General features: G+C 57.4%; 19 protein-coding genes and 1 tRNA gene. 10 read left to right on the top strand and 10 right to left on the bottom strand.

Going from position 1 to position 22,440, the window contains the following annotated elements; genetic code table 11:
• Positions 1-16 precede the first annotated feature (16 nt).
• From petB to EOK75_RS10810, 3 genes are all read right to left on the bottom strand, one after another.
• Complete coding sequence (gene petB, locus EOK75_RS10820; protein ID WP_137193959.1) at positions 17-1,330, bottom strand: cytochrome b; 1,314 nt, start codon at positions 1,328-1,330, stop codon at positions 17-19.
• Between the two features lie 9 nt (positions 1,331-1,339).
• Positions 1,340-1,900, bottom strand: coding sequence for a ubiquinol-cytochrome c reductase iron-sulfur subunit (petA, locus tag EOK75_RS10815; RefSeq protein WP_137193958.1), 561 nt, complete (start codon positions 1,898-1,900; stop codon positions 1,340-1,342).
• A 249-nt stretch (positions 1,901-2,149) separates the two neighbouring features.
• Complete coding sequence (locus EOK75_RS10810) at positions 2,150-2,758, bottom strand: glutathione S-transferase (protein ID WP_137193957.1); 609 nt, start codon at positions 2,756-2,758, stop codon at positions 2,150-2,152.
• Between the two features lie 112 nt (positions 2,759-2,870).
• On the opposite strand from EOK75_RS10810, the gene EOK75_RS10805 reads away from it, so the two are divergent.
• A complete protein-coding gene (locus EOK75_RS10805) occupies positions 2,871-3,434 on the top strand; it encodes a peroxidase-related enzyme (protein WP_240793963.1) in 564 nt (187 codons plus the stop codon).
• Positions 3,435-3,462: 28 nt separating this feature from the next.
• On the opposite strand, the gene EOK75_RS10800 is transcribed toward EOK75_RS10805, so the two are convergent.
• The 3 genes from EOK75_RS10800 to EOK75_RS10790 all read right to left on the bottom strand — a co-directional run bounded on the left by EOK75_RS10800 (position 3,463) and on the right by EOK75_RS10790 (position 5,045).
• Complete coding sequence (locus EOK75_RS10800; RefSeq protein ID WP_240793962.1) at positions 3,463-4,518, bottom strand: fatty acid desaturase; 1,056 nt, start codon at positions 4,516-4,518, stop codon at positions 3,463-3,465.
• Positions 4,519-4,745: 227 nt separating this feature from the next.
• Complete coding sequence (gene ykgO / locus EOK75_RS10795; RefSeq protein ID WP_050527975.1) at positions 4,746-4,871, bottom strand: type B 50S ribosomal protein L36; 126 nt, start codon at positions 4,869-4,871, stop codon at positions 4,746-4,748.
• 99 nt (positions 4,872-4,970) lie between these two features.
• A tRNA-Val gene (locus EOK75_RS10790) sits at positions 4,971-5,045 on the bottom strand.
• 202 nt (positions 5,046-5,247) lie between these two features.
• Here EOK75_RS10790 and EOK75_RS10785 point away from each other — a divergent pair.
• A complete protein-coding gene (locus EOK75_RS10785; protein ID WP_137193955.1) occupies positions 5,248-6,102 on the top strand; it encodes an N-formylglutamate amidohydrolase in 855 nt (284 codons plus the stop codon).
• A 44-nt stretch (positions 6,103-6,146) separates the two neighbouring features.
• Here the strand turns inward: EOK75_RS10785 and clpB are convergent, their stop codons facing one another.
• Together clpB and EOK75_RS10775 are read right to left on the bottom strand one after the other, a co-directional pair.
• Positions 6,147-8,759, bottom strand: coding sequence for an ATP-dependent chaperone ClpB (gene clpB / locus EOK75_RS10780; protein WP_137193954.1), 2,613 nt, complete (start codon positions 8,757-8,759; stop codon positions 6,147-6,149).
• Between the two features lie 168 nt (positions 8,760-8,927).
• Positions 8,928-9,701: a hypothetical protein gene (locus EOK75_RS10775; protein WP_137193953.1), complete on the bottom strand. Its 774-nt coding sequence runs from the start codon at positions 9,699-9,701 to the stop codon at positions 8,928-8,930.
• A 130-nt stretch (positions 9,702-9,831) separates the two neighbouring features.
• On the opposite strand from EOK75_RS10775, the gene pyrF reads away from it, so the two are divergent.
• The 5 genes from pyrF to radC all read left to right on the top strand — a co-directional run bounded on the left by pyrF (position 9,832) and on the right by radC (position 15,458).
• On the top strand, positions 9,832-10,527 hold the full coding sequence (gene pyrF / locus EOK75_RS10770; RefSeq protein ID WP_137193952.1) for an orotidine-5'-phosphate decarboxylase: 696 nt from the start codon (positions 9,832-9,834) through the stop codon (positions 10,525-10,527).
• A 16-nt stretch (positions 10,528-10,543) separates the two neighbouring features.
• Positions 10,544-11,164 (top strand): TIGR02466 family protein, encoded by a 621-nt coding sequence (locus EOK75_RS10765; RefSeq protein WP_137193951.1) that lies wholly within the window; start codon positions 10,544-10,546, stop codon positions 11,162-11,164.
• Positions 11,165-11,392: 228 nt separating this feature from the next.
• Positions 11,393-13,300 carry a molecular chaperone DnaK gene (gene dnaK, locus EOK75_RS10760; RefSeq protein WP_137193950.1) on the top strand — a complete coding sequence of 636 codons (1,908 nt, stop codon included), beginning with the start codon at positions 11,393-11,395 and terminating at the stop codon, positions 13,298-13,300.
• A 75-nt stretch (positions 13,301-13,375) separates the two neighbouring features.
• On the top strand, positions 13,376-14,524 hold the full coding sequence (dnaJ, locus tag EOK75_RS10755; RefSeq protein ID WP_137193949.1) for a molecular chaperone DnaJ: 1,149 nt from the start codon (positions 13,376-13,378) through the stop codon (positions 14,522-14,524).
• Positions 14,525-14,693: 169 nt separating this feature from the next.
• Positions 14,694-15,458, top strand: a complete 765-nt coding sequence (gene radC / locus EOK75_RS10750; RefSeq protein WP_137193948.1) for a RadC family protein — start codon at positions 14,694-14,696, stop codon at positions 15,456-15,458.
• A 34-nt stretch (positions 15,459-15,492) separates the two neighbouring features.
• Here radC and EOK75_RS10745 read toward each other — a convergent pair whose 3' ends face one another.
• Positions 15,493-16,392 carry a hypothetical protein gene (locus tag EOK75_RS10745; protein ID WP_137193947.1) on the bottom strand — a complete coding sequence of 300 codons (900 nt, stop codon included), beginning with the start codon at positions 16,390-16,392 and terminating at the stop codon, positions 15,493-15,495.
• A gap of 178 nt (positions 16,393-16,570) precedes the next feature.
• Entirely contained in the window at positions 16,571-19,267 is a 2,697-nt protein-coding gene (secA, locus tag EOK75_RS10740) for a preprotein translocase subunit SecA (protein WP_137194373.1), read from the bottom strand.
• A 206-nt stretch (positions 19,268-19,473) separates the two neighbouring features.
• On the opposite strand from secA, the gene EOK75_RS10735 reads away from it, so the two are divergent.
• The 3 genes from EOK75_RS10735 to mutT all read left to right on the top strand — a co-directional run bounded on the left by EOK75_RS10735 (position 19,474) and on the right by mutT (position 22,228).
• Positions 19,474-20,358 carry a peptidylprolyl isomerase gene (locus EOK75_RS10735; protein ID WP_137193946.1) on the top strand — a complete coding sequence of 295 codons (885 nt, stop codon included), beginning with the start codon at positions 19,474-19,476 and terminating at the stop codon, positions 20,356-20,358.
• A gap of 136 nt (positions 20,359-20,494) precedes the next feature.
• Positions 20,495-21,763 (top strand): bifunctional glutamate N-acetyltransferase/amino-acid acetyltransferase ArgJ, encoded by a 1,269-nt coding sequence (gene argJ, locus EOK75_RS10730; RefSeq protein WP_420821932.1) that lies wholly within the window; start codon positions 20,495-20,497, stop codon positions 21,761-21,763.
• A gap of 66 nt (positions 21,764-21,829) precedes the next feature.
• Positions 21,830-22,228: an 8-oxo-dGTP diphosphatase MutT gene (mutT, locus tag EOK75_RS10725; RefSeq protein ID WP_137193944.1), complete on the top strand. Its 399-nt coding sequence runs from the start codon at positions 21,830-21,832 to the stop codon at positions 22,226-22,228.
• The last annotated feature ends 212 nt before the right edge of the window (positions 22,229-22,440 follow it).

Below are 22,440 nucleotides of genomic sequence, written 5' to 3'. Positions count from 1 at the left end.
ATCAGTTCCTTTGTCCTCACTCTGCCGGATCGGCGTAATGGGATTTGAAGTCTTCCTCAATCGTGGCGGGCGTCGGCAGTGGTTTTTCAAACACACCCAACAGCGGCAAGATTACGAGGAAATAGGCGAACCAATAGGCAGAGGCGATCAACGAAATCCAGTCGTAAGGGAAATCAGTCGGACGCGCGCCAACCCACATCAGCACCATGAAATCGACGCACAGCAGGAAGAACCAGCCTTTGAACATCGGGCGGTAACGGCCCGAACGTACCGAGGAGGTGTCCAGCCAAGGCGCCAGTGCCATGACAGCAATCGCGCCGAACATTGCGATCACACCAAAGAACTTCGCGTCAACGATGCCGAAGGTCACAATGCTGGTCAACTGCACAACCCAGACGTCTGCGGTAAAGGCACGCAGAATCGCGTAGAAGGGCAAGAAGTACCATTCCGGCACGATATGTGCAGGCGTCGCCAGCGGGTTTGCCTCAAGGTAGTTATCGGGGTGGCCAAGGTAGTTTGGCATGAAACCGACAATCGCGAAAAACACAACCATGATCACGGCCAGCGCGAACAGGTCTTTGATCACGAAGTAAGGCCAGAAGGGCAATGTGTCTTTCTCGGCTTCGGCTTTCGACGTGCGGCGCACTTCGACACCGGTCGGGTTGTTGTTGCCGGTCGAGTGGAAAGCCCAGATGTGGATTGCGACAAGTGCGGCAATCACGAATGGCAGCAGATAGTGCAAGCTGAAGAAACGGTTCAGCGTGGCGTTATCAACGGCAGGGCCGCCCAAAAGCCAAGTCTGGATCGATTCGCCGATGCCCGGAATAGCGCCGAACAGCCCGGTGATCACAGTCGCGCCCCAGAAGGACATCTGGCCCCAAGGCAAAACATAGCCCATGAACGCCGTGCCCATCATGCACAGATAGATGATCATCCCGATAATCCACGTAATCTCACGCGGGGCTTTGTACGAACCGTAGTAAAGGCCGCGGAAGATGTGCAGATAAACAGCGATAAAGAACAAAGACGCGCCGTTTGCGTGCAGATAGCGCAGCATATGGCCGCCGTTCACGTCGCGCATGATGTGCTCAACACTTGCGAAAGCAAGGCTGACATGTGGCGTGTAGTGCATCGCAAGCACGATGCCGGTAGCAATTTGCATCACCAGACAGACCGTCAGAACGATGCCCCAGATCCACATCCAGTTCAGGTTCTTGGGTGTGGGGATCATCAAGGTGTCATAGGCCAAACCAACGATCGGTAGGCGCTTGTGAATCCATTTCTCAATGCCCGTTTTGGGCTCGTAATGGTCGTGCGGAATTCCGGCCATGATATATCCTTACCCGAGCTTGATGGTTGTTTCGTCCGTAAATTCCGCGACGGGAATCCACAGATTTTCTGGTGCCGGTCCTTTGCGGATACGGCCAGCGGTATCGTAGTGCGAGCCGTGGCAAGGGCAGAACCAGCCGCCAAAGTCACCCGCGCCATCACCGATAGGCACGCAACCCAAATGGGTGCAGACGCCGATCATCACCAGCCATTCACCGGCTTCATCCATCGTGCGGTTCATATCCGAGGCGTCGGTATCGGGTTTATTCGGGTTTTCCGAGGTCTGGTCGATCAGCCCGGAAATTTCGACCGCGCGCGCAGCGTCGATCTCATCTTGGGTGCGGCGGCGAATGAAAACCGGCTTGCCAAGATATTTCACCGTCAGCTGTGTGCCTGGCTCCATATCCGCAACATCGACAAAGATAGAGGACAAAGCCTGCACATCTGCCGACGGGTTCATCTGATTGACAAGCGGCCAAACGGCAGCCCCTGTGGCAATCGCACCAGCGCCTGCCGTGGCGTAATACAGGAAATCCCTGCGGGTGCCTGCGTGTTCGTCTGCGTGGGACACGAGAATTCTCCCTTCCGAGGGCTACATCATGCAACCCATGTCATAACCGGGCCACGACTAATACGCGCCCCTATGCTGGGCTATTTAGCGCCAGAAACCGCCTACGTCCAGCGGACAAAGCCGCGCATCTAGGTATTGCGTGGCCGAAATGCAACCGGACGGCCCGGGAATCAGCAAAAATCCAAGACCGCCCGTCGCTAGCTTCTGAAATCAGCGGGAAAACCAGCCCCCGACAGACACCGAAAAGCGTTACGCTGGGGGAACAGTGGCCTTCATGCTGTCACGCGCGGCAAAATCCGCCTCCCATTTGGCAAGCGCTGGCCGTCCTTCGCGCCAATTGCGCACACCATGGCGGAAATCCACATAGGCAAGCGCGCAAGCAACCGCGATCTGCCCCATATCAAGCGCGCCGTGCAAATGCGCCATCCAGCGATTTTCCAACGCATCCAGCGCGCGGTCAACCTTGGCCCACTGCCCCTCGACCCAGGCGTCATAGCGTTTATCCTCGGGGCGGACCCGCGTTTCATAGACCATCAAAATAGCCGCATCAAGCATGCCATCCGCCGTCGCCTCCAGCGTCAGCGTGTCCCAAAGCCGCGCGCCTTCCGGATAAAGCCCTGCCTCAAAATGCGTATCCAGATAGCGCGTAATCACCCGGCTGTCATAAAGCGCACAGGCACCTTCACGCTCCAGCGCAGGAATCTTTCCCAGCGGATTTTGTGCCAAGGGGGCGGTGCCCACATTGACCGGATTTCCGCTTGCCACCTCTAGCGTGATCGCATCGGATTTACCGGCCTCAGCCAGCAAAACCATTATTTTCCGCGCATAAGGCGATGTGGGGGAGTAAAAAAGACGCATCCGTTTTCCTTTAACCATAGCGCATAACGCGCGGGGCCATTCTTGTTCAACAAGCTTGCAGCATGCAAGGCAATCGCCCAGAAAGGAAGAAATCTTTGGAGGAATGCATCCCGTGACCGACACAACCGCGCTTCACCTGCCTGCCGCCGACCCGCTTGATGCCGACATTACGGCCTATTTTGCGAAATGTGAGGAAAAGCTGGGATTGGTCCCGAATGTCCTGCGCGCCTACAGCTTTGATCAGGCGAAACTGCGGGCCTTCATGGAAATGTATAACGATCTGATGCTGGCCCCCTCGGGCCTTAGCAAGATGGAACGGGAAATGATCGCCGTTGCCGTCTCGGCCGAGAATCGCTGCGTGTATTGCCTGACGGCCCATGGTGCGGCACTGCGCCAGCTTTCGGGCGATCCGGCATTGGCCGAGGTGATTGCGCAAAACTGGCGGGCGGCGCCCTTGGAGGCACGGCAAAAAGAAATGCTGCGCTTTGCGGTCAAGCTGACGAACGCGCCGAAGGATATGGAGGAAGCCGACCGTCAAGCGCTTCGTATGGCAGGGTTTTCAGATCGTGACATCTGGGATATCGCCGCCGTCACGTCCTTTTACAACATGTCGAACAGGCTTGCCGCCGCCACGGAAATGCAACCAAATCCTGAATATCACGGCGCGGACAGATAGGGCAGCCAAGCCACCCTATCCTTGGTTTTCATGCGGCAAGATACATTGCATGGGCACGACGGAACGAGAGCAACTTCTTCTGGCTTTCGTCCCAAAGGTGCAGGCGCGCACAAGAGATGCTTTCGCTGACCGTCATCCGTTGGCTTTCATCCAGAATCGGATGTTCCTTGATCACCTCTGTCAGGCGATAAAAGGGGATGCGACTGTACAGATGATGCACATGGTGAATCCCGATATTCGCGGAAAACCACTGCAATGGCTTGGGCAGAACGTAATGCGAAGACCCCGCAAGGGCTGCTTCATGCAACTGCCACTCTTCGTTTTTGCGCCAATGGGTGTCTTCAAACTGGTGCTGCACATAAAACAGCCAAACCCCGGCAGAGGCGGCAACGATCCAAGTTGGCAAAACCACCAGCAAAAGCGGCGTCCAGCCCCCGAAATAAACCAGGGTCGCAACGCCCGCCAGCAAGGCCGCATTTGTTCCCATCGCGGAAATCCAGAACGAAGCCCCTGATTTCATCAAGCCGTAGGGGATGCGATTCTGCACCAGAAAGATATAGGCAGGCCCAAGCAGGAACAGCGTAAACGGGCTGCGATAAACGCGGTACATAAAGCGGCCAAAGCGCGAGCGGGCCAGATATTCATCCACCGTCAAGGTCGTCACATCACCGATTCCGCGCATATCCAGATTACCGGCGGCGGAATGGTGGATCGCGTGTTGCCGACGCCACACGTGGTAAGGTGTCAGGGTAAAGACGCCCAAAGAGCGCCCAACCCAGTCGCTGACCTTGCGGTTGGCATAAAAGGAGGCGTGGCCGCAGTCATGCTGAATGCAGAACAGGCGCACCAGAAACAACCCGTTCACAGCCCCCAAAGCAAAGGCCGCAAGCCCGCTATACTGCAGCACCCATAGCGCCACAGCCCAGATTGAAATGAAAGGCACCATTGTCACCAGCAGCTCATAGGTGCTGCGGCTTGGATCAGGATCGCGGTATTTGGCAAGAACTTGTAGCCATTCACGTGCAGTTCTGTTCTGGTCTGGCATGGCAGCGGATGCGGCATCCCGCAGGTTTTGGATGTTCATTCGACGGATGTCTTCCCTAGTAGGTAACTGCACTTGTCTAAAAATTTGCGCAAAATGCGCCATTAGATTACCTAGATAAGCCAATCTTGGGCTTGTGGCAATCTTGTGAAACGCTCCTTGGGGCTTTGTGTCGCAGGATAAGCGCACAATTACCCCTTACGGCATGAAAAAACCGCCGAGGTTTCCCATCAGCGGTTCATTCAAATCGTTCAAGACCGTCGGCTGGATCAGCCTTGACGTGCTTTGAAGCGGCGTTGCGTCTTGTTGATCACATAGACGCGGCCCTTGCGGCGCACGACCTGGCAGTCGCGGTGACGCAACTTCAGCGAGCGAAGCGAGTTTTTGACCTTCATGGGTCTTCTCCTTGTCGCGGCGCGCGTGCGCCGATTAAATCCTGATGTCCCCACATAACGCGGTGACGATGAACCTGCAACCAGTGATGGCGGCAAGAATGGTGGGCGGTACTGGGATCGAACCAGTGGCCACTACGATGTCAACGTAGTGCTCTACCGCTGAGCTAACCGCCCACGCAGCCGCAACGATCCCGCCATGACCCCTCTTTGACCCAAGTTCCAAAGACAGGGACGCGGGCGGAACCGCGTCGGTTGGCAGGGCTATAAAAGGAGTCGCCGACATGTTCAAGTGGTTTTGTGCAACAGGTTTTTATCTGATGGCATTTGGCAAATGAAATTTGCAGGCTATACCTAGTGCCACAAGGGGGAACCGCAGGTGTCTGACGCATACAATCTTTATCGGCCAAAGGTGCAAAGCGCATCTTTTGTCTTTTCCTCGCCCCACAGCGGGCGGGATTATGCGTCAACCTTCAAAGGGCAAAGCCGTTTGAACGCCCTTGCGCTTCGGTCTTCCGAGGATGCTTTTGTTGATCTGCTGTTCGCCGATGCCCCTGCCCATGGCGCGCCATTGCTGGCCGCATCTGCGCCGCGCGCCTATCTGGACCTGAACCGCGCGCAGGATGAGCTGGACCCTGCCCTGATCGAAAATGTACCGCGCAGCCCGCATAATCCGCGCATTCTGGCGGGGCTTGGCGTGGTGCCGCGTGTGGTTTCTGCGGGGCGGCACATCTATTCGGGACGAATCACCCGCGCCGACGCTGATGACCGCTTGGAACGTTACTGGCAGCCCTATCACCAACAGTTGCGCAGCCTGATGCGCGAGACGACAAAAACCTTTGGCGAGGCCGTGTTGATCGATTGCCACTCCATGCCGCATGACGCGATCGAGGGCCATAGCCGCATCAACGGCCCCCTGCCCGATGTCGTCTTGGGCGACCGCTTCGGGGCCTCTGCCGGCAATAGCGTGGTCAAAATGATCGAGGCCGCTTTTGTGGATGCCGGTTTGCGCGTTGCCCGCAATGCGCCCTTTGCGGGGGCCTATATCGCGCAGGCTTATGGCCGCCCGTCCCGTGGGCAACACGTGGTGCAGGTGGAAATTGACCGCAGGCTTTACCTCGATGAGGCGCGGGTGGAACCTCGCCCTGATTTCGCAGAATTTCAACGGCTGATTTCAGGGGTGATTTCACGAATCACGGGGGCAGCAGAAGATATTCCGATGGCCGCCGAATAAGGCAAAAGCCCCGACCTTTTGGCCGGGGCTTTCAATTCAGGCGATCAATGTACTGCTGCGATTTGCGGCTTTTCGCGCTGCGAGGCGCTGACGCGATCCCCGATCAACAAGCCTTCCTCGCTGGCTGAAACCTTGATGGTGGTTCCGTCCAACACCTCACCCGACAAGATCATCTCGGCAAGCGGATCTTGCAGGCTGCGTTGGATAACGCGTTTCAAAGGCCGCGCACCAAACACAGGGTCATAACCCTCAGCCGCCAACCAATCGAGCGCGTCCTGGTCCAGATCAAGCGTGATCTTGCGGCTGGCGAGCCGGTTTTCCAACCGCTTCATCTGGATCGTTACGATGCCTGCCATATCCGTGCGTGCAAGGCGGTCAAAGATGATCGTTTCATCCAGACGGTTCAGGAACTCTGGCCGGAAGTGATTGCGCACCGCCTCCATCACCTGCGCCCGTGCAGGCGCCGGATCGGCCCCGTCAGGAAGCTGGCTTAACGCCACCGCGCCAAGGTTGGACGTCAGGATGATCAGCGTTTGCTTGAAATCCACCGTCCGGCCTTGGCCATCGGTCAGCATCCCGTCATCCAAGACCTGCAACAGCACGTTGAACACATCCGGATGCGCCTTTTCCACCTCGTCAAACAGCACGACCTGATATGGACGACGCCGAACAGCCTCGGTCAGGACCCCGCCCTCGTCATAGCCGACATAGCCGGGAGGGGCACCGATCAAGCGGCTAACCGCATGTTTTTCCATGAACTCGGACATATCGATACGCACCATGGCCTGATCGTCATCAAAGAGATACTCGGCCACAGCTTTAGTCAGCTCTGTCTTGCCCACACCGGTTGGGCCAAGGAACAGGAACGAGCCAAGCGGCCTGTTCTCATCGTTCAGCCCTGCCCGCGCACGCCGCACCGAATTGGCCACGGCTTTCAGCGCCTGATGCTGACCGATCACCCGTTTGCCAAGCTCGTCTTCCATCTTCAAAAGCTTCTCACGCTCACCTTCCAGCATCTTGGTGGTCGGAATACCGGTCCAGCGTTCCACCACCTCGGCGATTTGCTCGGGGCGCACGGCCTCTGACACCAGCGCATCGGTTTCCAAGCCTTCCGAATCGGCCAGTTGCTTTTCAAGCTGCGGAATGATGCCGTAGGAAAGCTCCCCGGCTTTGGCCAAGTTGCCTTCGCGTTTGGCGGCATCCAAATCCGCGCGCGCCCGGTCCAGCTTTTCCTTCAGATCACGACCCGATTCCATCTTGGCGCGTTCGGACTGCCATTTGGCGGTCAGGCTGTCCGATTGCTCCATCAGGTCGGCCAGTTCTTTTTCCAGCTTTTCAAGACGGTCTTTTGATGCCGTGTCGTCTTCTTTCTTCAATGCTTCCGCCTCGATCTGCAATTGCAGGATTTGACGGTCAAGCTGGTCCAGCTCTTCGGGTTTGCTGTCCACTTCCATGCGCAGACGGCTTGCGGCCTCATCCATAAGGTCGATCGCCTTATCGGGCAGGAAACGGTCGGTGATATAGCGATGCGAAAGCGTTGCCGCAGCCACCAAAGCACTGTCAGAGATCCGCACACCGTGGTGCATCTCGTATTTGTCCTTGATACCGCGCAGGATAGAGATTGTATCCTCTACCGTTGGCTCCGTCACCATAACCGGTTGGAAACGGCGGGCGAGGGCCGCATCTTTTTCCACATATTTGCGGTATTCGTTCAGCGTGGTGGCCCCGACACAGTGCAGCTCTCCACGGGCCAAGGCAGGCTTGATCAGGTTGGCCGCATCCATCGCCCCATCGGCTTTGCCCGCGCCAACAAGCGTGTGCATCTCGTCAATGAACAAGATCACCTCGCCAGCGGCGGCTTCAATTTCCTTGAGTATGGCCTTGAGGCGTTCCTCGAATTCACCACGGTATTTCGCACCGGCAATCAGCGCGCCCATATCCAGCGCCATCAGCCGCTTGTTGCGCAAGGATTCCGGCACATCGCCGTCAATGATGCGCAGGGCCAAACCTTCGGCAATCGCGGTTTTACCAACGCCGGGTTCCCCGATAAGCACCGGGTTATTTTTGGTACGGCGCGAAAGCACCTGCATCGTGCGGCGGATTTCCTCATCCCGACCGATGATTGGGTCGATCTTGCCGTCACGCGCCGCTTGCGTCAGGTCGCGGGCGTATTTCTCCAGCGCTTCATAGCTGTCTTCGGCGCTCGCGCTATCGGCGGTGCGGCCTTTGCGAATATCGTTGATTGCGGTGTTCAGGTTCTGGGCGTTGATACCCCCCGCCACCAGCGCATCCTTGGCATTGGTATTGGTCATGGCCAGCGCCATCAAGACACGTTCCACCGGCACGAAACTATCGCCCGCCTTCGTCGCCAGCTTTTCCGATTCGTCCAGCACCCGTGCGGTTGACGGGTCCATATAGGGCTGCGCATCCCCTGACACCTTGGACATTTTGCCAAGCGTCAGATCAAGCGCTTGTACCACGCGCGACGGGTCGCCGCCCGCACGGGTGATCAGGTTGGATGCCATACCCTGCTCATCATCCATCAAGGCCTTGAGCAAATGTTCGGGGGCAAGCCGTTGGTGGCTTTCGCGCATGGCAATAGTTTGGGCAGCCTGCAAGAAGCCGCGCGACCGCTCCGTGAACTTTTCTAGGTTCATCGGTATTCTCCTTTTTCTGATAAAGCGCCCGGCGTTTGGGATGCCCGATTACGGCACACCCCCTGTTTCGGGCCTCAGGTTAAATTTGGGGGCCGGCCTGTCCTTTTTCAAGCGTTTACTGGCGCGCATTCCCCAAAAAAAATCAAAAACGGTGCGGCAAATTGCCCCTTATTTCCGCGCTTTGGGGGTAAGCAGCTTTTCAGGACGCATCGCCTCGGCGGCTTTGAACAGGCTGAAGGTCTGGTTCACATAATTCACCGCGCCCGAGATTTTCTCCATATAAGATTCCAGCTCGGGGGTGCGCTCGGCCTCTACCAGTTGCACGGGGCGGTCGGGGCCGTTGGCCTCGAACTGGCAATAAAACAGCGGCTCGCCGCGACGCAAAATCAGATCCTTGGAGGTGTCATGCCATTCAAACGCCCACATCAACGGGCGCGGCCAAAGGTTCAACGGATAGCGCCCGCCAAAGATCGTGCCGGGCAGCGGATCGGGGCGGTAATGCGCGAAGGTGCCAAGTTGGGTCAAATAGACGGTCTCATCGGCGATAAAGCAATAGGGCAGCATCAGTTGCACCGTTGGCCTGTCGGGATAGCGCCATTCGGTCTCGTTCACCATCATGATCACTTCAGAGATTTTATTGGACCGGATAGGTGACGCCGCCCCTGCCCGGTTGATCAGACGTGGCTTGCCCTTTTCATCGCGATCAAAGCCGATATGCAGATCAAACGGGCAGTTCACCACGAAATAGCGGCTTTCCATCTGGATCACTGCGGGGCAACGGCTGGCCGATTTTGCATGTTTCTTGTTGGTCTGCCGCATGATCATCCGCTCGGGCGGGTCATAAAGCACGGCGCCCTTGTCCTTGGTCAGGAACCAGCCAACGGTGACGGGGCCGGATGCGGGGCCATCCTCGGGGCGCTCAAATTCTAGCGAGACTTGCATAATGGGCCTTATCATTTTGATTTTGCAATGATCCAAGCCCGCCACGGGGGCCAAGTCAATGCGGCACGCTTGACAGCCCGCCGATTAGCGCCCATCACGCAGCGGTTTTGCCAAAGATAAGGGGATTATGATGGCCGATGATCGTTTGATCGTTGCATTGGATGTGGCGAATGTCGTGCAAGGGATGGAAATTGCGCGCCAGATTGGTGACGCCGTGTCTTTTTACAAGATCGGTCTTGGCATGCTGACCGGCGGCGGGCTGGCGCTGGCCAACGAGCTGAAACAGGAACATGGCAAGCGCATCTTTCTGGACATGAAGTTCTTTGACATCGGCGCCACGGTTGAGGCCGCCGTGCGTGGCATCGCCCAATATGACCTTGATTTCCTGACGGTTCACGGTGACCCCCAAGTGGTGCGCGCTGCCAAAGAGGGCGCCGCCGGCACCAACCTGAAAATTCTGGGTGTGACCATCCTGACCTCGCTTGACCGCGCCGATCTGGATGCAAACCTGATCAAACAGGGCGACCTTGCCCAGATCACGCTGGAACGCGCCAATAACGCATTAGAGGCCGGTGCCGATGGCGTCATCGCCAGCCCGCATGAGGCTGCCTTGATCCGTGCGTTGCCCGTGGCAGATGGCCGGTTGATTGTGACCCCCGGCGTGCGCCCCACCGGTGCCGCCAGCAATGACCAAAAGCGCATCGCCACCCCCGCCAACGCAATTTCCGCAGGGGCCGATCATATCGTCGTCGGCCGCCCCATCTGGCAAAACAGCGATCCACGGCAGGCCGCACTGGACCTGCTGGGCGAATTGCCTGCCCGCTAATTTCAAGGACATCGAAATGCCCCAAATCAACAGCCTTTTCGTCACCCGCCTTTACCGCGCCGCCCTGTCCGAACTGGGCAAATCCCCCACACCCGACGCGCTGGAGGATAGCTGCCTTGGCATCGCCGAGGATGATACCGCAGGGCAGGACTGGTGCGAGGAACATAAATTCCCCGGCTATACCTCTTATGCCTCGCTTGATGATCTGGCTTGGCGTGACCCTGTGTTCAAGGATCTGGTCAAGCTGATCGACAAACATGTGGCCGCCTTTGCAAAAGATCTTGCCTTTGATCTGGACGGCAAGAAGCTGAAAATGGATTCGATCTGGATCAACATCCTGCCCCAAGGCGGTATCCACACCTCGCATATCCACCCCCATAGCGTGATCAGTGGCACGACCTATGTATCTGTGCCGCCGGGGGCTGGCGCGCTAAAGCTGGAAGATCCGCGCCTGCCGATGATGATGGCCACCCCTACCCGCACCAAAGACGCGCCCGAAGGGTTGCAAAACTTTGTCTTTGTCGCCCCCGAACCCGGTGAGATTGTGCTGTGGGAAAGCTGGCTGCGCCATGAAGTGCCAATGAACATGGCCGAAGACGACCGCATCAGCATCAGTTTCAACTATAACTGGGGCTGATCAAAACCCGCAATCATTAGCGCCACCCTAACAATCCAGATGCAATTTCCCACAATTGAGGTGAAAAACCATCAAGGGGGGTGCTTGCAGGGGCCAAACACCCTGCCTATATATCCACCGTAGCCGGAAAAGGCGGCCGTGCCTTGCCGTCAACAACTGGGATCGGGGATCAGGGGCCATAACGGGCCTGACCCCCACAACATCGCCGAAGAATAAGAGGTATTTATCATGGCCAAAATCATTGGGATCGACCTCGGGACCACGAACTCTTGCGTCGCCATCATGGATGGTTCGCAACCCCGAGTCATTGAAAACGCGGAAGGTGCTCGCACCACGCCATCAATCGTAGGCTTCACGGAAACGGAACGCCTTGTGGGTCAGCCGGCCAAGCGCCAGGCTGTGACCAACCCCTCCAATACGGTCTTTGCCGTCAAACGCCTGGTCGGTCGCCGCATCGACGACAAACACGTTGCCAAAGACAAGAAAAACCTGCCCTACGACTTGGTAGATGGCGGCAATGGCGACGCTTGGGTGCAAGTGCGCGGTGAAAAATATTCGCCAAGCCAGATCTCTGCATTCATCTTGGGTAAGATGAAGGAGACCGCCGAAAGCTATTTGGGCGAAGAAGTAACGCAGGCCGTTATCACGGTTCCCGCCTATTTCAACGACGCCCAGCGTCAGGCCACCAAGGACGCAGGCCGCATTGCCGGTCTGGAAGTGCTGCGGATCATCAACGAGCCGACAGCTGCCGCTTTGGCCTACGGTCTCGACAAGAAAGAAAGCCGCACGATCGCTGTTTATGACCTTGGTGGTGGTACATTCGATATCACCATTCTGGAAATCGACGACGGTCTGTTCGAAGTGAAATCGACCAACGGCGACACTTTCCTTGGCGGTGAAGACTTTGACATGCGCATCGTGAATTACCTCGCCGAGGAATTCAAGAAAGAGCATGGCGTTGACCTGACCAAAGACAAGATGGCGCTTCAGCGTTTGAAAGAAGCTGCGGAAAAAGCAAAAATCGAGCTTTCTTCCAGCCAGCAGACCGAGATCAACCAGCCGTTCATCTCCATGGGCTCTGACGGGCAGCCGCTGCACATGGTCATGAAACTGACCCGTGCCAAGCTGGAATCGCTAGTCGGCGATCTGATCAAAGCCTCGATCAAGCCATGCCAAGCCGCGTTGAAAGATGCAGGCCTGTCCACTGGCGACATCGACGAAGTGGTTCTGGTCGGTGGTATGACCCGTATGCCTCGCGTTATCGAAGAGGTGACCAAATTCTTTGGCAAGGAACCGCATAAGGGTGTGAACCCTGATGAGGTTGTGGCCTCGGGTGCCGCTATTCAGGCCGGTGTTTTGCAAGGCGACGTCAAAGACGTTGTGCTGCTCGACGTAACCCCGCTTTCGCTTGGTATCGAAACCCTTGGCGGCGTGTTCACCCGTCTGATTGACCGGAACACGACCATTCCGACCAAGAAGTCCCAAGTGTTCTCGACCGCCGAAGACCACCAGAGCGCCGTGACGATCCGCGTGTTCCAGGGTGAGCGTGAGATGGCTGCGGACAACAAGATCCTCGGCCAGTTCAATCTGGAAGATATCCCGCCCGCACCACGTGGGATGCCACAGATCGAAGTGACTTTTGACATTGACGCAAACGGTATCGTTTCCGTGGGCGCCAAGGATAAAGGCACCGGCAAGGCGCAAAACATCACCATCCAGGCCTCGGGTGGTCTGTCCGATAGCGATATCGAGCAAATGGTGAAAGACGCCGAAGCGAACGCCGAATCGGATAAGGAACGCCGCGAGCTGGTGGAAACCCGCAACCAGGCCGAAAGCCTGCTGCACTCCACCCGCAAATCGCTGGACGAGCATGGCGACAAGGTGGACCCATCCACTGTCGAAGCCATCGAGCTGGCGATGCAGCCCTTGGAAGAGGCGCTCAAGGCGGAAGATGCCGGGAAGATCAAATCTGGTATCCAGAACCTGACAGAAGCTGCGATGAAGCTCGGTGAAGCCATCTACAAGTCTAGCCAAGAGGCCGAAGACGGTGCGGAAGCCCCTGATGAGGCCCGCCCAGTAGATGATGATATCGTCGATGCCGATTTCGAGGATCTGGACGACAACAAGCGGAAGTAACACCGCCGGAACGACAAATGGGGCGGCCTAATTCAACGGGCCGCCCCTCTGCCGTTCCAAGAGCAGAGGTTTGCCATGGCAAAACGCGATTATTATGACGTACTCGGGGCCACGCGCGGCGCTTCGGCCGATGAGCTGAAGAAAGCCTATCGCGGCAAGGCCAAAGAACTGCACCCTGACCGTAACTCCGACAATCCCAAGGCTGAAGAGCAGTTCAAAGAAGTGAACGAGGCTTATGAAGTCCTGAAGGATGCTAACAAAAAGGCCGCCTATGACCGTTATGGTCATGCAGCCTTTGAAAACGGAATGGGCGGAGGCGGCGGCCGACCTGGCCCGCAAGGCGGCCAAGGTGATTTTGCATCAGCCTTTTCGGATGTATTCGATGACCTGTTTGGCGATTTCATGGGTGGCCAACGCGGTGGCGGACGGTCGCGTGCGCAGCGTGGGTCTGACTTGCGCTACAACCTTCGGGTGACGCTGGAAGAAGCCTTTTCGGGCATTCAAAAAACCATCAATGTACCCACCTCGATTGCCTGTGATTCCTGTCGAGGGACCGGCGCCGATGGTGGCGCAGAGCCTGTGACCTGCCCGACCTGTTCGGGTATGGGAAAAGTCCGCGCACAGCAGGGCTTTTTCACGGTGGAACGCACTTGCCCTACCTGTAACGGCATGGGGCAGACCATCAAGAACCCTTGCAAGAAATGTGCCGGCGCAGGACGGGTGGAACAGGAACGCGCGCTCTCGGTCAATATTCCTGCAGGCGTTGAAACTGGCACCCGTATTCGTTTGGCGGGCGAAGGCGAGGCTGGCTTGCGGGGCGGCCCGACCGGTGATCTCTATATCTTTATCGAGGTACGGGAACATGCGATCTTCCAACGCGAAGGCGTGCATCTTTTCTGCCGCGTACCGGTGACAATGGCGACCGCAGCCCTTGGCGGCGAGGTCGAAGTGCCCACCATCGACGGCGGAAAAAGCCGTGTGAAAGTACCCGGTGGCAGCCAGACCGGCAAGCAAATGCGCCTACGGTCCAAGGGTATGCCCGCGTTGCGCGGCGGCGGTGTTGGCGACATGCTAATTGAGCTGGCGGTCGAGACGCCGGTGAACCTGACCGGAAAGCAAAAAGAGCTTTTGCGGGAGTTTGAGAAGCTGTCAGAAGACAATAATCCCGAAGGTCGGACATTCTTTTCCAAGGTGAAAACCTTTTGGGAAGGGATGAAAGGCTAAGGAGCTGCAAAAGGCGGAGGGATCGACCCTCCGCCTTTTGCCCTGCCGGGGATACGTTGCGACTGCGGGTTGTATTCTGGCCATGTGCCGTCCTGGTAAGACGGACGTTTCTTCAAGTTTACTTTCGGCCGTTAACCCTTAGTTTACCATGACGTGCCACTATCGTGGCATGAGTCAGAACCGCGCCTTTCAAGAAGCCTCTATGCCGCTGTTTCCGGAGATGGATGAGGCCGTGGTTGTGGTGCCCCCTTCGGGCAAAGTTCCCTCTTATCTTGCAGATCACCGCAAACGCCTACGCACCCGTTTTATGGAGGGTGGGGCTGCGGCAATGCCCGATTATGAGCTTCTGGAATTGGTGCTGTTTCGGGCGATCCCTCGACAGGATGTGAAGCCCCTTGCGCGCCGGTTGCTGGATACCTTTGGCGATTTCAATCGGGTTGTGACAGCACCTCAGGCACGTCTGCTCACGATACAAGGCGTCGGCGGGGCCGTGGTGCAGGAGCTTAAAATTGTTGAAGCTGCTGCCCAGCGAATGATGCGGGCCAAGGTGATGCATACGGCAGTGCTATCCTCGTGGGACGCGCTGGTGGACTATTGTCACACCGCCATGGCCCATAGGGAAACGGAGCAATTCCGCATTCTCTTTCTTGATCGCAAGAACGTACTGATTGCAGATGAAGAACAGGCCCGGGGAACGGTTGACCATGTACCGGTCTACCCTCGGGAGGTGGTAAAGCGGGCCTTGGAGTTGAACGCCAGCGCCCTGATACTGGTTCACAATCATCCATCCGGTGACCCGACACCATCGGAAGCGGATATTATCATCACCGGCCAAATACAGGACGCCGCGCAAGTCCTTGGCGTCACGCTACACGACCATCTGATCATCGGAAAGGAGCGGGAGCTCAGCTTTCGGGCCAGCGGATATCTTTAGCGGGAGGCATCGGGCGATGTTTCAAACCCCTGACTTATCTGGCTGAGGCAAGCCTCAGGTCAGGCAGCGGATTGGCCATGACCAGAATATCGCCGATAGCATCACAGGAAGGCGTGGCCATCGTCAGATCGGTCTTGCTCAACACTCCGGCCTCGCTCAACAGCATTTCCCCCAGCAATTCGCGATTACAGGTTAAATCCGTCACCGCAACCTCAATGGTCAGATCAACCGAGACATCCCGACTTAGCGGGAACGTATAAACCGCAGCCTGCATAGGAAGCGGAGTGGTCGCATCGCCCAGCATGCTCAGATACCCGCCGTCTTTGGGCAAGCCTTGCAAGTTGTGGGCGGCCTCATCGCCAGAACGGATGCCATTTTTGAATGCGACCAGCTCAAATCGGTCTTGCGCAACCCATTGCAAGGCAAACCGGCGGTAAAGACCCAAATCCGGCAAGGGTTCTGCGCCACGAACACTGTCGCCATTGTTGAAATGGACTGCCACCTCACCGCCAGGTTCCATTCCCGGCAGGCTGGTGAACAGAGCGCCCGTAGCCGAGGTCATGGCCGTCACAGCAAGGCCACCATGGCGCAGCACGACACGCTCCGATACGTGGCAAGGGGCGATCAACGTCAGCCCCAGCGTGGCATCGGGGCTGGCAACCACTTCCAACGCAACCGGACAGGCCGGAGCCTCAACAGGCATGACAGCGGCCTCTGGCGGCGCCTCGGGGCGAATGGTGACGGGGGCCTGCACAGCGGGGGGCTGGGTGACAATGTCCACAGGGTCCAGGCTGGCCGCAAGCGCCGTAACCGATTGCGGATCAATTGTAAGGTTGGCCTGTTTTGTCGGCCCATCAGCCTCATCCTGCAACAGCTTGGTTCCGCCAAGCGTGACAGCAAGAGTTGCAATCGCCAATGCTATTTTGCGTTTCATATCCATCATCTAGCCTCTGCCATTGAAGGCCTATCCTTGTTGCGAAGCAAGGCGCGGGCATGGCGAGAATAGGGAAAACTTCTCATACATCGCGACAAAAGCAAGGATAATGCATCAAAAAAAGCAAAAAGGGGCAGAAAAACTGCCCCTTCTTTTTATGACTCTCCGATGCTTGATCCTATGCCAACTTCCCGTGGCAATGCTTGAACTTCAAGCCCGAACCACAAGGGCAAAGCTCGTTCCGGCTGGGATTGCCCCATGTTGTCGGATCGTTTTCATCAAAGCCGTTTGCGGCAACTTCTGCCTCTGGCGCATCATGGCTTGTCTTGGCGGCACCCGCAGTAGCGTTTTGTTGGGCCTGGTATTGCTCCAGCATAACGCGCTGCTCTTCCTCGGTCAGCGGACGCACCTGAGACAGACGCTGCGTCACATCCTGCCGCAAGGAGTTTAGCATGGATTCGAACAGCCCGAAGCCCTCGGTTTTATATTCCGACAGCGGATCGCGCTGCGCATACCCGCGGAACCCCACGACAGAGCGCAAATGTTCCAGCGTCAACAGATGTTCGCGCCATTTGGCATCGATTGTCTGCAACAGCACCTGCTTTTCGATGTTGCGCATCGTCTCGTCGCCAAAGGCCGCCAGCTTTTCTGTCATCTTGACGTCAGAGGCTTCGCAAATCCGCTCGCGCATCAACTCTTGGTCAACGCCCTCTTCCTTGGCCCAATCGACAATCGGCAGATCCATCGCCAGCTGTTCCAGAATGGCGGCGTGCAGCCCCTCAACCTTCCATTGATCAGCATAGGATTTGGCGGGCAGGTATTCATCAATCAGATCATCAATCACCTGATGGCGCATGTCCTCGGCGATTTCCGACAGATCCTCGGCTTCCATTATCTCTAACCGCTGGCTAAAGATCGCCTTGCGCTGGTCGTTCATCACGTCGTCGAATTTCAACAATTGCTTGCGGATGTCGAAGTTGCGGCCTTCAACCTTGGCCTGCGCCTTTTCCAGCGATTTGTTGACCCAAGGGTGAACAATCGCCTCACCTTCCTTCATGCCCAGCTTGGAGAGCACCGAATCCAACCGTTCGGATCCGAAAATCCGCATCAGGTCATCTTCGAGCGATAAGAAGAACGAGGACCGCCCCGGATCGCCCTGACGACCGGAACGACCGCGCAGCTGGTTATCGATCCGGCGGGATTCGTGGCGCTCGGTGGCCAGAACGAACAGCCCCCCCGCCGCGATAACCTTGGCCTTTTCGTCGGCATGTTCCGCGGCGATACGGGTGCGCAAGGCGTCGGGATCGGCATCCGGATCGGCGGCCAGCGCCTCCAGCACCTTCATATCGACGTTGCCGCCAAGCTGAATATCGGTGCCGCGACCGGCCATATTCGTCGCAATCGTCACCGCGCCGAATTTACCGGCGTCGGCCACAATCTGCGCTTCTTGCTCATGCTGGCGGGCGTTGAGGACGTTATGTTCGACGCCCTCAGCCTTCAGCATTTCTGAAAGCGCCTCGGATTTCTCAATCGAGGTGGTGCCGACAAGGATCGGCTGACCCTTTGCATGGGCCTCCTTTACCGATTTCACCACGCCTTCGAATTTTTCGCGTGCGGTGCGGTAAACTTGGTCGTGGTCGTCGACACGCGCAATCGGACGGTTGGTTGGCACTTCGACCACACCAAGCCCGTAGATTTCCATGAATTCCTCGGCCTCGGTGCTGGCCGTGCCGGTCATCCCGCCCAGCTTGTTATAAAGCCGGAAATAGTTTTGGAAGGTGACGGAAGCCAAAGTGATATTTTCCGGCTGAATCGCCACACCCTCTTTGGCCTCAATCGCCTGATGCAGACCGTCCGACAACCGCCGCCCGCGCATCATGCGGCCGGTGAATTCGTCGATCAGCATCACCTCGCCATCACGCACGATATATTGCTGGTCGCGCGCGAACAGCTTGTGCGCCCGCAGGGCTTGGGTGACGTGATGGACCAAAGTGGTGCTTTCGGGATCGTAAAGGTTTTGCCCCTCGGGCAGCAGGCCCGCCTCGCGCATGGCCTCCTCGATGAACTCGTTACCCTCATCCGTATAGGTCACATTGCGGGTTTTCTCATCCAGCTTGAAATGTTCCGGCAGGATCTGCGGGATCAAGGCATCGACGGATGTATAAAGCTCGCTGCGGTCTTGGGAGGGGCCGGAGATGATAAGGGGCGTGCGCGCCTCATCGATCAGGATGGAGTCCACCTCATCCACGATCGCGTAGAAATGCCCGCGTTGCGACATTTCCTCGATCGAGGATTTCATATTGTCGCGCAGGTAATCAAACCCAAGCTCGTTGTTGGTGGCATAGGTGATGTCGGCGCGGTAGGCCTCGCGCTTTTCGTCGTCGGCCTGATAGGGATAGACAACACCTGTCGTCATCCCCAAGGCACCGTAGACCTTGCTCATCCATTCGGCGTCACGCTTGGCCAGATAGTCGTTGACCGTGACGATATGCACGCCCTTGCCCGCCAATGCGTTCAGATAGGCAGGCAAGGTCGCCATCAGCGTTTTACCCTCACCGGTTTTCATTTCCGCGATATTGCCCTGATGCAAGAAAATCCCGCCCTTCAACTGTACGTCAAAGGCGCGCAGGCCCAAGGCGCGGCGCGCGGCCTCACGGCAGTTGGCAAATGCCTCGGGCAAAAGCGCATCAAGGCTTTCGCCCCCCTGCGCCCGCTCGGCAAGGCTTTGTGTTTTGGCCTTGATCTCATCGTCGGTCAGGGCTTTGAAGTCCGGCTCCAGCGCGTTGATCTTCGCGACCAGCGGGCGAACCGATTTGACCTTGCGGTCGTTTGGCGTGCCAAAGACCTTTTTGGCAAGTGTTCCAATACCCAGCATGTTTTCTCCGTGGCGCGTTCCTGCCATATCAGGGTTTCCTGACATGATCGTGCAAGCGTCTGGCCTTGCCCGCCCCCCCATGGTTTCGTAGATAGGGGGAGAAAGCCTTTGGTGGCACGCCTTACAACGACCTACGCGATGTAAGCGGCACTGCGGGCCAAGTCAACGTTGCGTATCCGCGCAGCACCAGCCTAAGGATAATAAAGATGCGTAAATCAGTAACTCTTGCGGCAATTCTGGCAGTTTCGACCGCATTTGCGGCCGGCGCGGTCGTCGCACAAGAGACAGCAACCGCTGAAACACCTGCCCCCGTCGTACCCGAAGGCGGCGCGAGCGCGGTTGTTGCAACCGTAAACGGCACCGATATTACCTTGGGTCACATGATCGTATTGCGCGAAAACCTGCCGCCACAACTTTTGGCGCTGCCCGATGAAACCCTGTTCCAAGGCATCCTTGACCAGCTTGTCCAACAAGCCGCCCTTGCGCAAAGCATGTCCGACAAGATCACCCTGCGCGACACGTTGGCGATGGAAAATGACCAGCGCGGCTATCTCTCGGGGACGGCATTGCAATCGGTGGCGACCAACGCTGTTACCGAAGCGGCCCTCCAAAAAGCTTATGATGCGCAATTTTCCAAGGCGACGGGTGACAAGGAATATCATGCCGCACATATCCTTGTAAAAACCGAAGAAGAGGCGAAAGCCATCAAAGCCCAGATCAATGAGGGCGCAGATTTCGGCGATATGGCGAAAGAGCATTCCTCGGACGGGGCGGCGGCCAATGGCGGCGATCTGGGCTGGTTTTCCGAGGGCATGATGGTTGCCCCGTTCCAAGATGCAGTCTTTGCGATGGACGTGGATTCCGTATCTGATCCGGTGGAAACACAGTTCGGCTGGCACCTGATCCAGTTGAAGGAAACCCGCATCAAGGCGGCCCCGACCTTGGACGAAGTGCGCGAGGATCTTGCCACGACGGTCGAACAAGCCGCCGTCACCGATCATATCAAATCCATCATGGATGCGGCCACAGTTGAACGTCCCGGCGAAGGGTTTGACCCTGCCTTGCTGCGCAGCGACACATTGCTCGATTAAGAGTTAACCAACAAAAGGGGGCGTCATCGTGGCCAACACCGACTGGAAAGCCAAGTCCAAGAAGCTGAAGAAAAAGTACAAGGCGCTAAAGGCAGAGCTGGAGCTGCGCATCCATGATGCCGCCGCTGCGGTCGCGCTGACCACGGACGCCCCCACGACCAAAACCAAGACCAACGCCGTGTCGCCGCTGGCACCCAAGGGTGGCTTTCCGGAGCTGCCCGCCATTGCGGGCGTAGAGTTTGCGTCAGTCGCCGCCGGGATAAAGTACAAGGGCCGCAAGGACGTGATGCTTGTCCGGCTGGCCCCCGGCACAGCGGTGGCGGGCGTGTTTACGAAATCCTCCACCCGCGCGGCCTGTGTTCTTGACTGTCAGGCCAAGCTGGCCATGAAAGTGCCCGCAGAGGCTGGTGCTGCGATTGTTGTAAACTCGGGCAATGCAAATGCCTTTACCGGTGCCTTGGGGCAAAAGTCGGTTGATGCGGTGACGGGCTGCGTGGCAAAGGCGCTTGGGGTTCCGGCCTCGCGCGTGTTCTCGTCCTCTACCGGGGTGATCGGGGAACCCCTGCCTCATGACCGAATCACAGCCGCCATCCCCGACCTTGTGGCAGGGCTGAACACCGACGCGGTCAAGATGGCAGCACAGGCCATCATGACCACCGACACCTTCCCCAAGGGCGCATCTGCAACCATTGAGGGCGACGGCGGGCCGATCCATATTGCGGGCATCGCAAAGGGTTCTGGGATGATCGCGCCGGATATGGCGACCATGCTGGTCTATATCTTCACCGATGCAAAAATTGCGCCTGCCGCGCTGCAAAAGATGCTGTCACGCAACGTGGACGACACTTTCAACGCCATCACGGTGGATAGCGACACCTCCACCTCGGATGCGTTGCTGCTGTGTGCCACAGGTCAAAGTCCGGCAGCCCCGTTGCAGGGTGCAACCGCCAAGGCGTTTGAGGCGGCCCTACAGGGCGTCATGCTTGATCTGGCCAAACAGGTCACCCGCGACGGAGAAGGGGCCACCAAACTGGTTGAGGTGCGTGTCACCCGTGCTGCAAGCGACCACGACGCCCATCTGATCGCGATGGCCATCGCCAATTCGCCGCTCGTCAAAACTGCGATTGCAGGGGAGGATGCGAACTGGGGCCGCGTTGTTATGGCGATCGGCAAATCCGGCGCGCAGGCTGATCGTGACAAACTGGCCATCCGGTTCGGGGACCTTCTGGTGGCCGAAAAAGGCTGGCGCAGCCCCAAGTATTCCGAAGAGGCGGCCTCGGCATATATGAAACAAGACGAGCTGCTGATCAGCGTCGATATGGGCCTTGGCAAGGCCAAGAAATCGGTCTGGACCTGTGATCTGACCCACGCCTATATCGATATCAACGCCGATTACCGGTCTTGATCCTATTTAGGTAACGATATTTCAGGGCGCCGGGGTCTAACCTCCGGCCCCAATCAGAAAGCCCTTATGAAAATCATTCTCGTCTCCGCCGTCGCCTTGATTGATCCTGACGGCCGCGTCCTATTGGGGCAACGCCCCGAAGGAAAATCCTTGGCCGGCCTGTGGGAATTCCCCGGGGGCAAAGTCGACCCCGGCGAAACGCCCGAGATCGCCCTGATCCGCGAATTGCAAGAGGAGCTGGGCATCGATACATGGGCCTCTTGCCTTGCGCCCCTGACCTTCGCCAGCCACAGCTATCCGGATTTCCACCTGCTGATGCCCCTGTTTGCCTGCCGCAAATGGCAGGGCATTCCATCAGGGCGCGAGGGCCAGAAGCTTGCTTGGGTGCGCCCCGAGGCATTGAAAGATTACCCAATGCCCCCCGCGGATGTCCCCTTGATCCCTATTCTGCGTGATTGGCTGTAAAAATGTCTCACATCCAGCAAAAATACGCACGTAAAGGGAGCATTGTTGCTGGACGTTAACAATTTTCACGGTAAATTAAGATCTTAGCGTTTTTGGGAGGAAACGATGCTACGGACCATCACATTGGGCAGCTATATTTCAATTCAGGGCTTCCAAGTCGGGCAGGCAACGGATGGCAAAATCACCGTTCGCGTCGACAACAAACATTTCAC

Origin of the sequence: Pseudorhodobacter turbinis (assembly GCF_005234135.1) — a bacterium.
In the GTDB taxonomy this organism is placed as follows: Bacteria; Pseudomonadota; Alphaproteobacteria; order Rhodobacterales; family Rhodobacteraceae; genus Pseudorhodobacter; species Pseudorhodobacter turbinis.
The sequence above is the reverse complement of the archived record's forward strand: the minus strand, read 5'-3'. Positions and strand labels throughout refer to the sequence as shown.

Coding starts and splice junctions, on each gene's coding strand:
- pyrF (WP_137193952.1), top strand. CDS start 9,832: ATGGCCGATGATCGTTTGATCGTTGCATTGGATGTGGCGAATGTCGTG.
- clpB (WP_137193954.1), bottom strand. CDS start 8,759: ATGAACCTAGAAAAGTTCACGGAGCGGTCGCGCGGCTTCTTGCAGGCT.
- secA (WP_137194373.1), bottom strand. CDS start 19,267: ATGCTGGGTATTGGAACACTTGCCAAAAAGGTCTTTGGCACGCCAAAC.
- mutT (WP_137193944.1), top strand. CDS start 21,830: ATGAAAATCATTCTCGTCTCCGCCGTCGCCTTGATTGATCCTGACGGC.
- dnaJ (WP_137193949.1), top strand. CDS start 13,376: ATGGCAAAACGCGATTATTATGACGTACTCGGGGCCACGCGCGGCGCT.
- EOK75_RS10765 (WP_137193951.1), top strand. CDS start 10,544: ATGCCCCAAATCAACAGCCTTTTCGTCACCCGCCTTTACCGCGCCGCC.
- EOK75_RS10735 (WP_137193946.1), top strand. CDS start 19,474: ATGCGTAAATCAGTAACTCTTGCGGCAATTCTGGCAGTTTCGACCGCA.
- EOK75_RS10800 (WP_240793962.1), bottom strand. CDS start 4,518: ATGAACATCCAAAACCTGCGGGATGCCGCATCCGCTGCCATGCCAGAC.
- ykgO (WP_050527975.1), bottom strand. CDS start 4,871: ATGAAGGTCAAAAACTCGCTTCGCTCGCTGAAGTTGCGTCACCGCGAC.
- EOK75_RS10775 (WP_137193953.1), bottom strand. CDS start 9,701: ATGCAAGTCTCGCTAGAATTTGAGCGCCCCGAGGATGGCCCCGCATCC.
- petB (WP_137193959.1), bottom strand. CDS start 1,330: ATGGCCGGAATTCCGCACGACCATTACGAGCCCAAAACGGGCATTGAG.
- radC (WP_137193948.1), top strand. CDS start 14,694: ATGAGTCAGAACCGCGCCTTTCAAGAAGCCTCTATGCCGCTGTTTCCG.
- EOK75_RS10810 (WP_137193957.1), bottom strand. CDS start 2,758: ATGCGTCTTTTTTACTCCCCCACATCGCCTTATGCGCGGAAAATAATG.
- EOK75_RS10745 (WP_137193947.1), bottom strand. CDS start 16,392: ATGAAACGCAAAATAGCATTGGCGATTGCAACTCTTGCTGTCACGCTT.
- dnaK (WP_137193950.1), top strand. CDS start 11,393: ATGGCCAAAATCATTGGGATCGACCTCGGGACCACGAACTCTTGCGTC.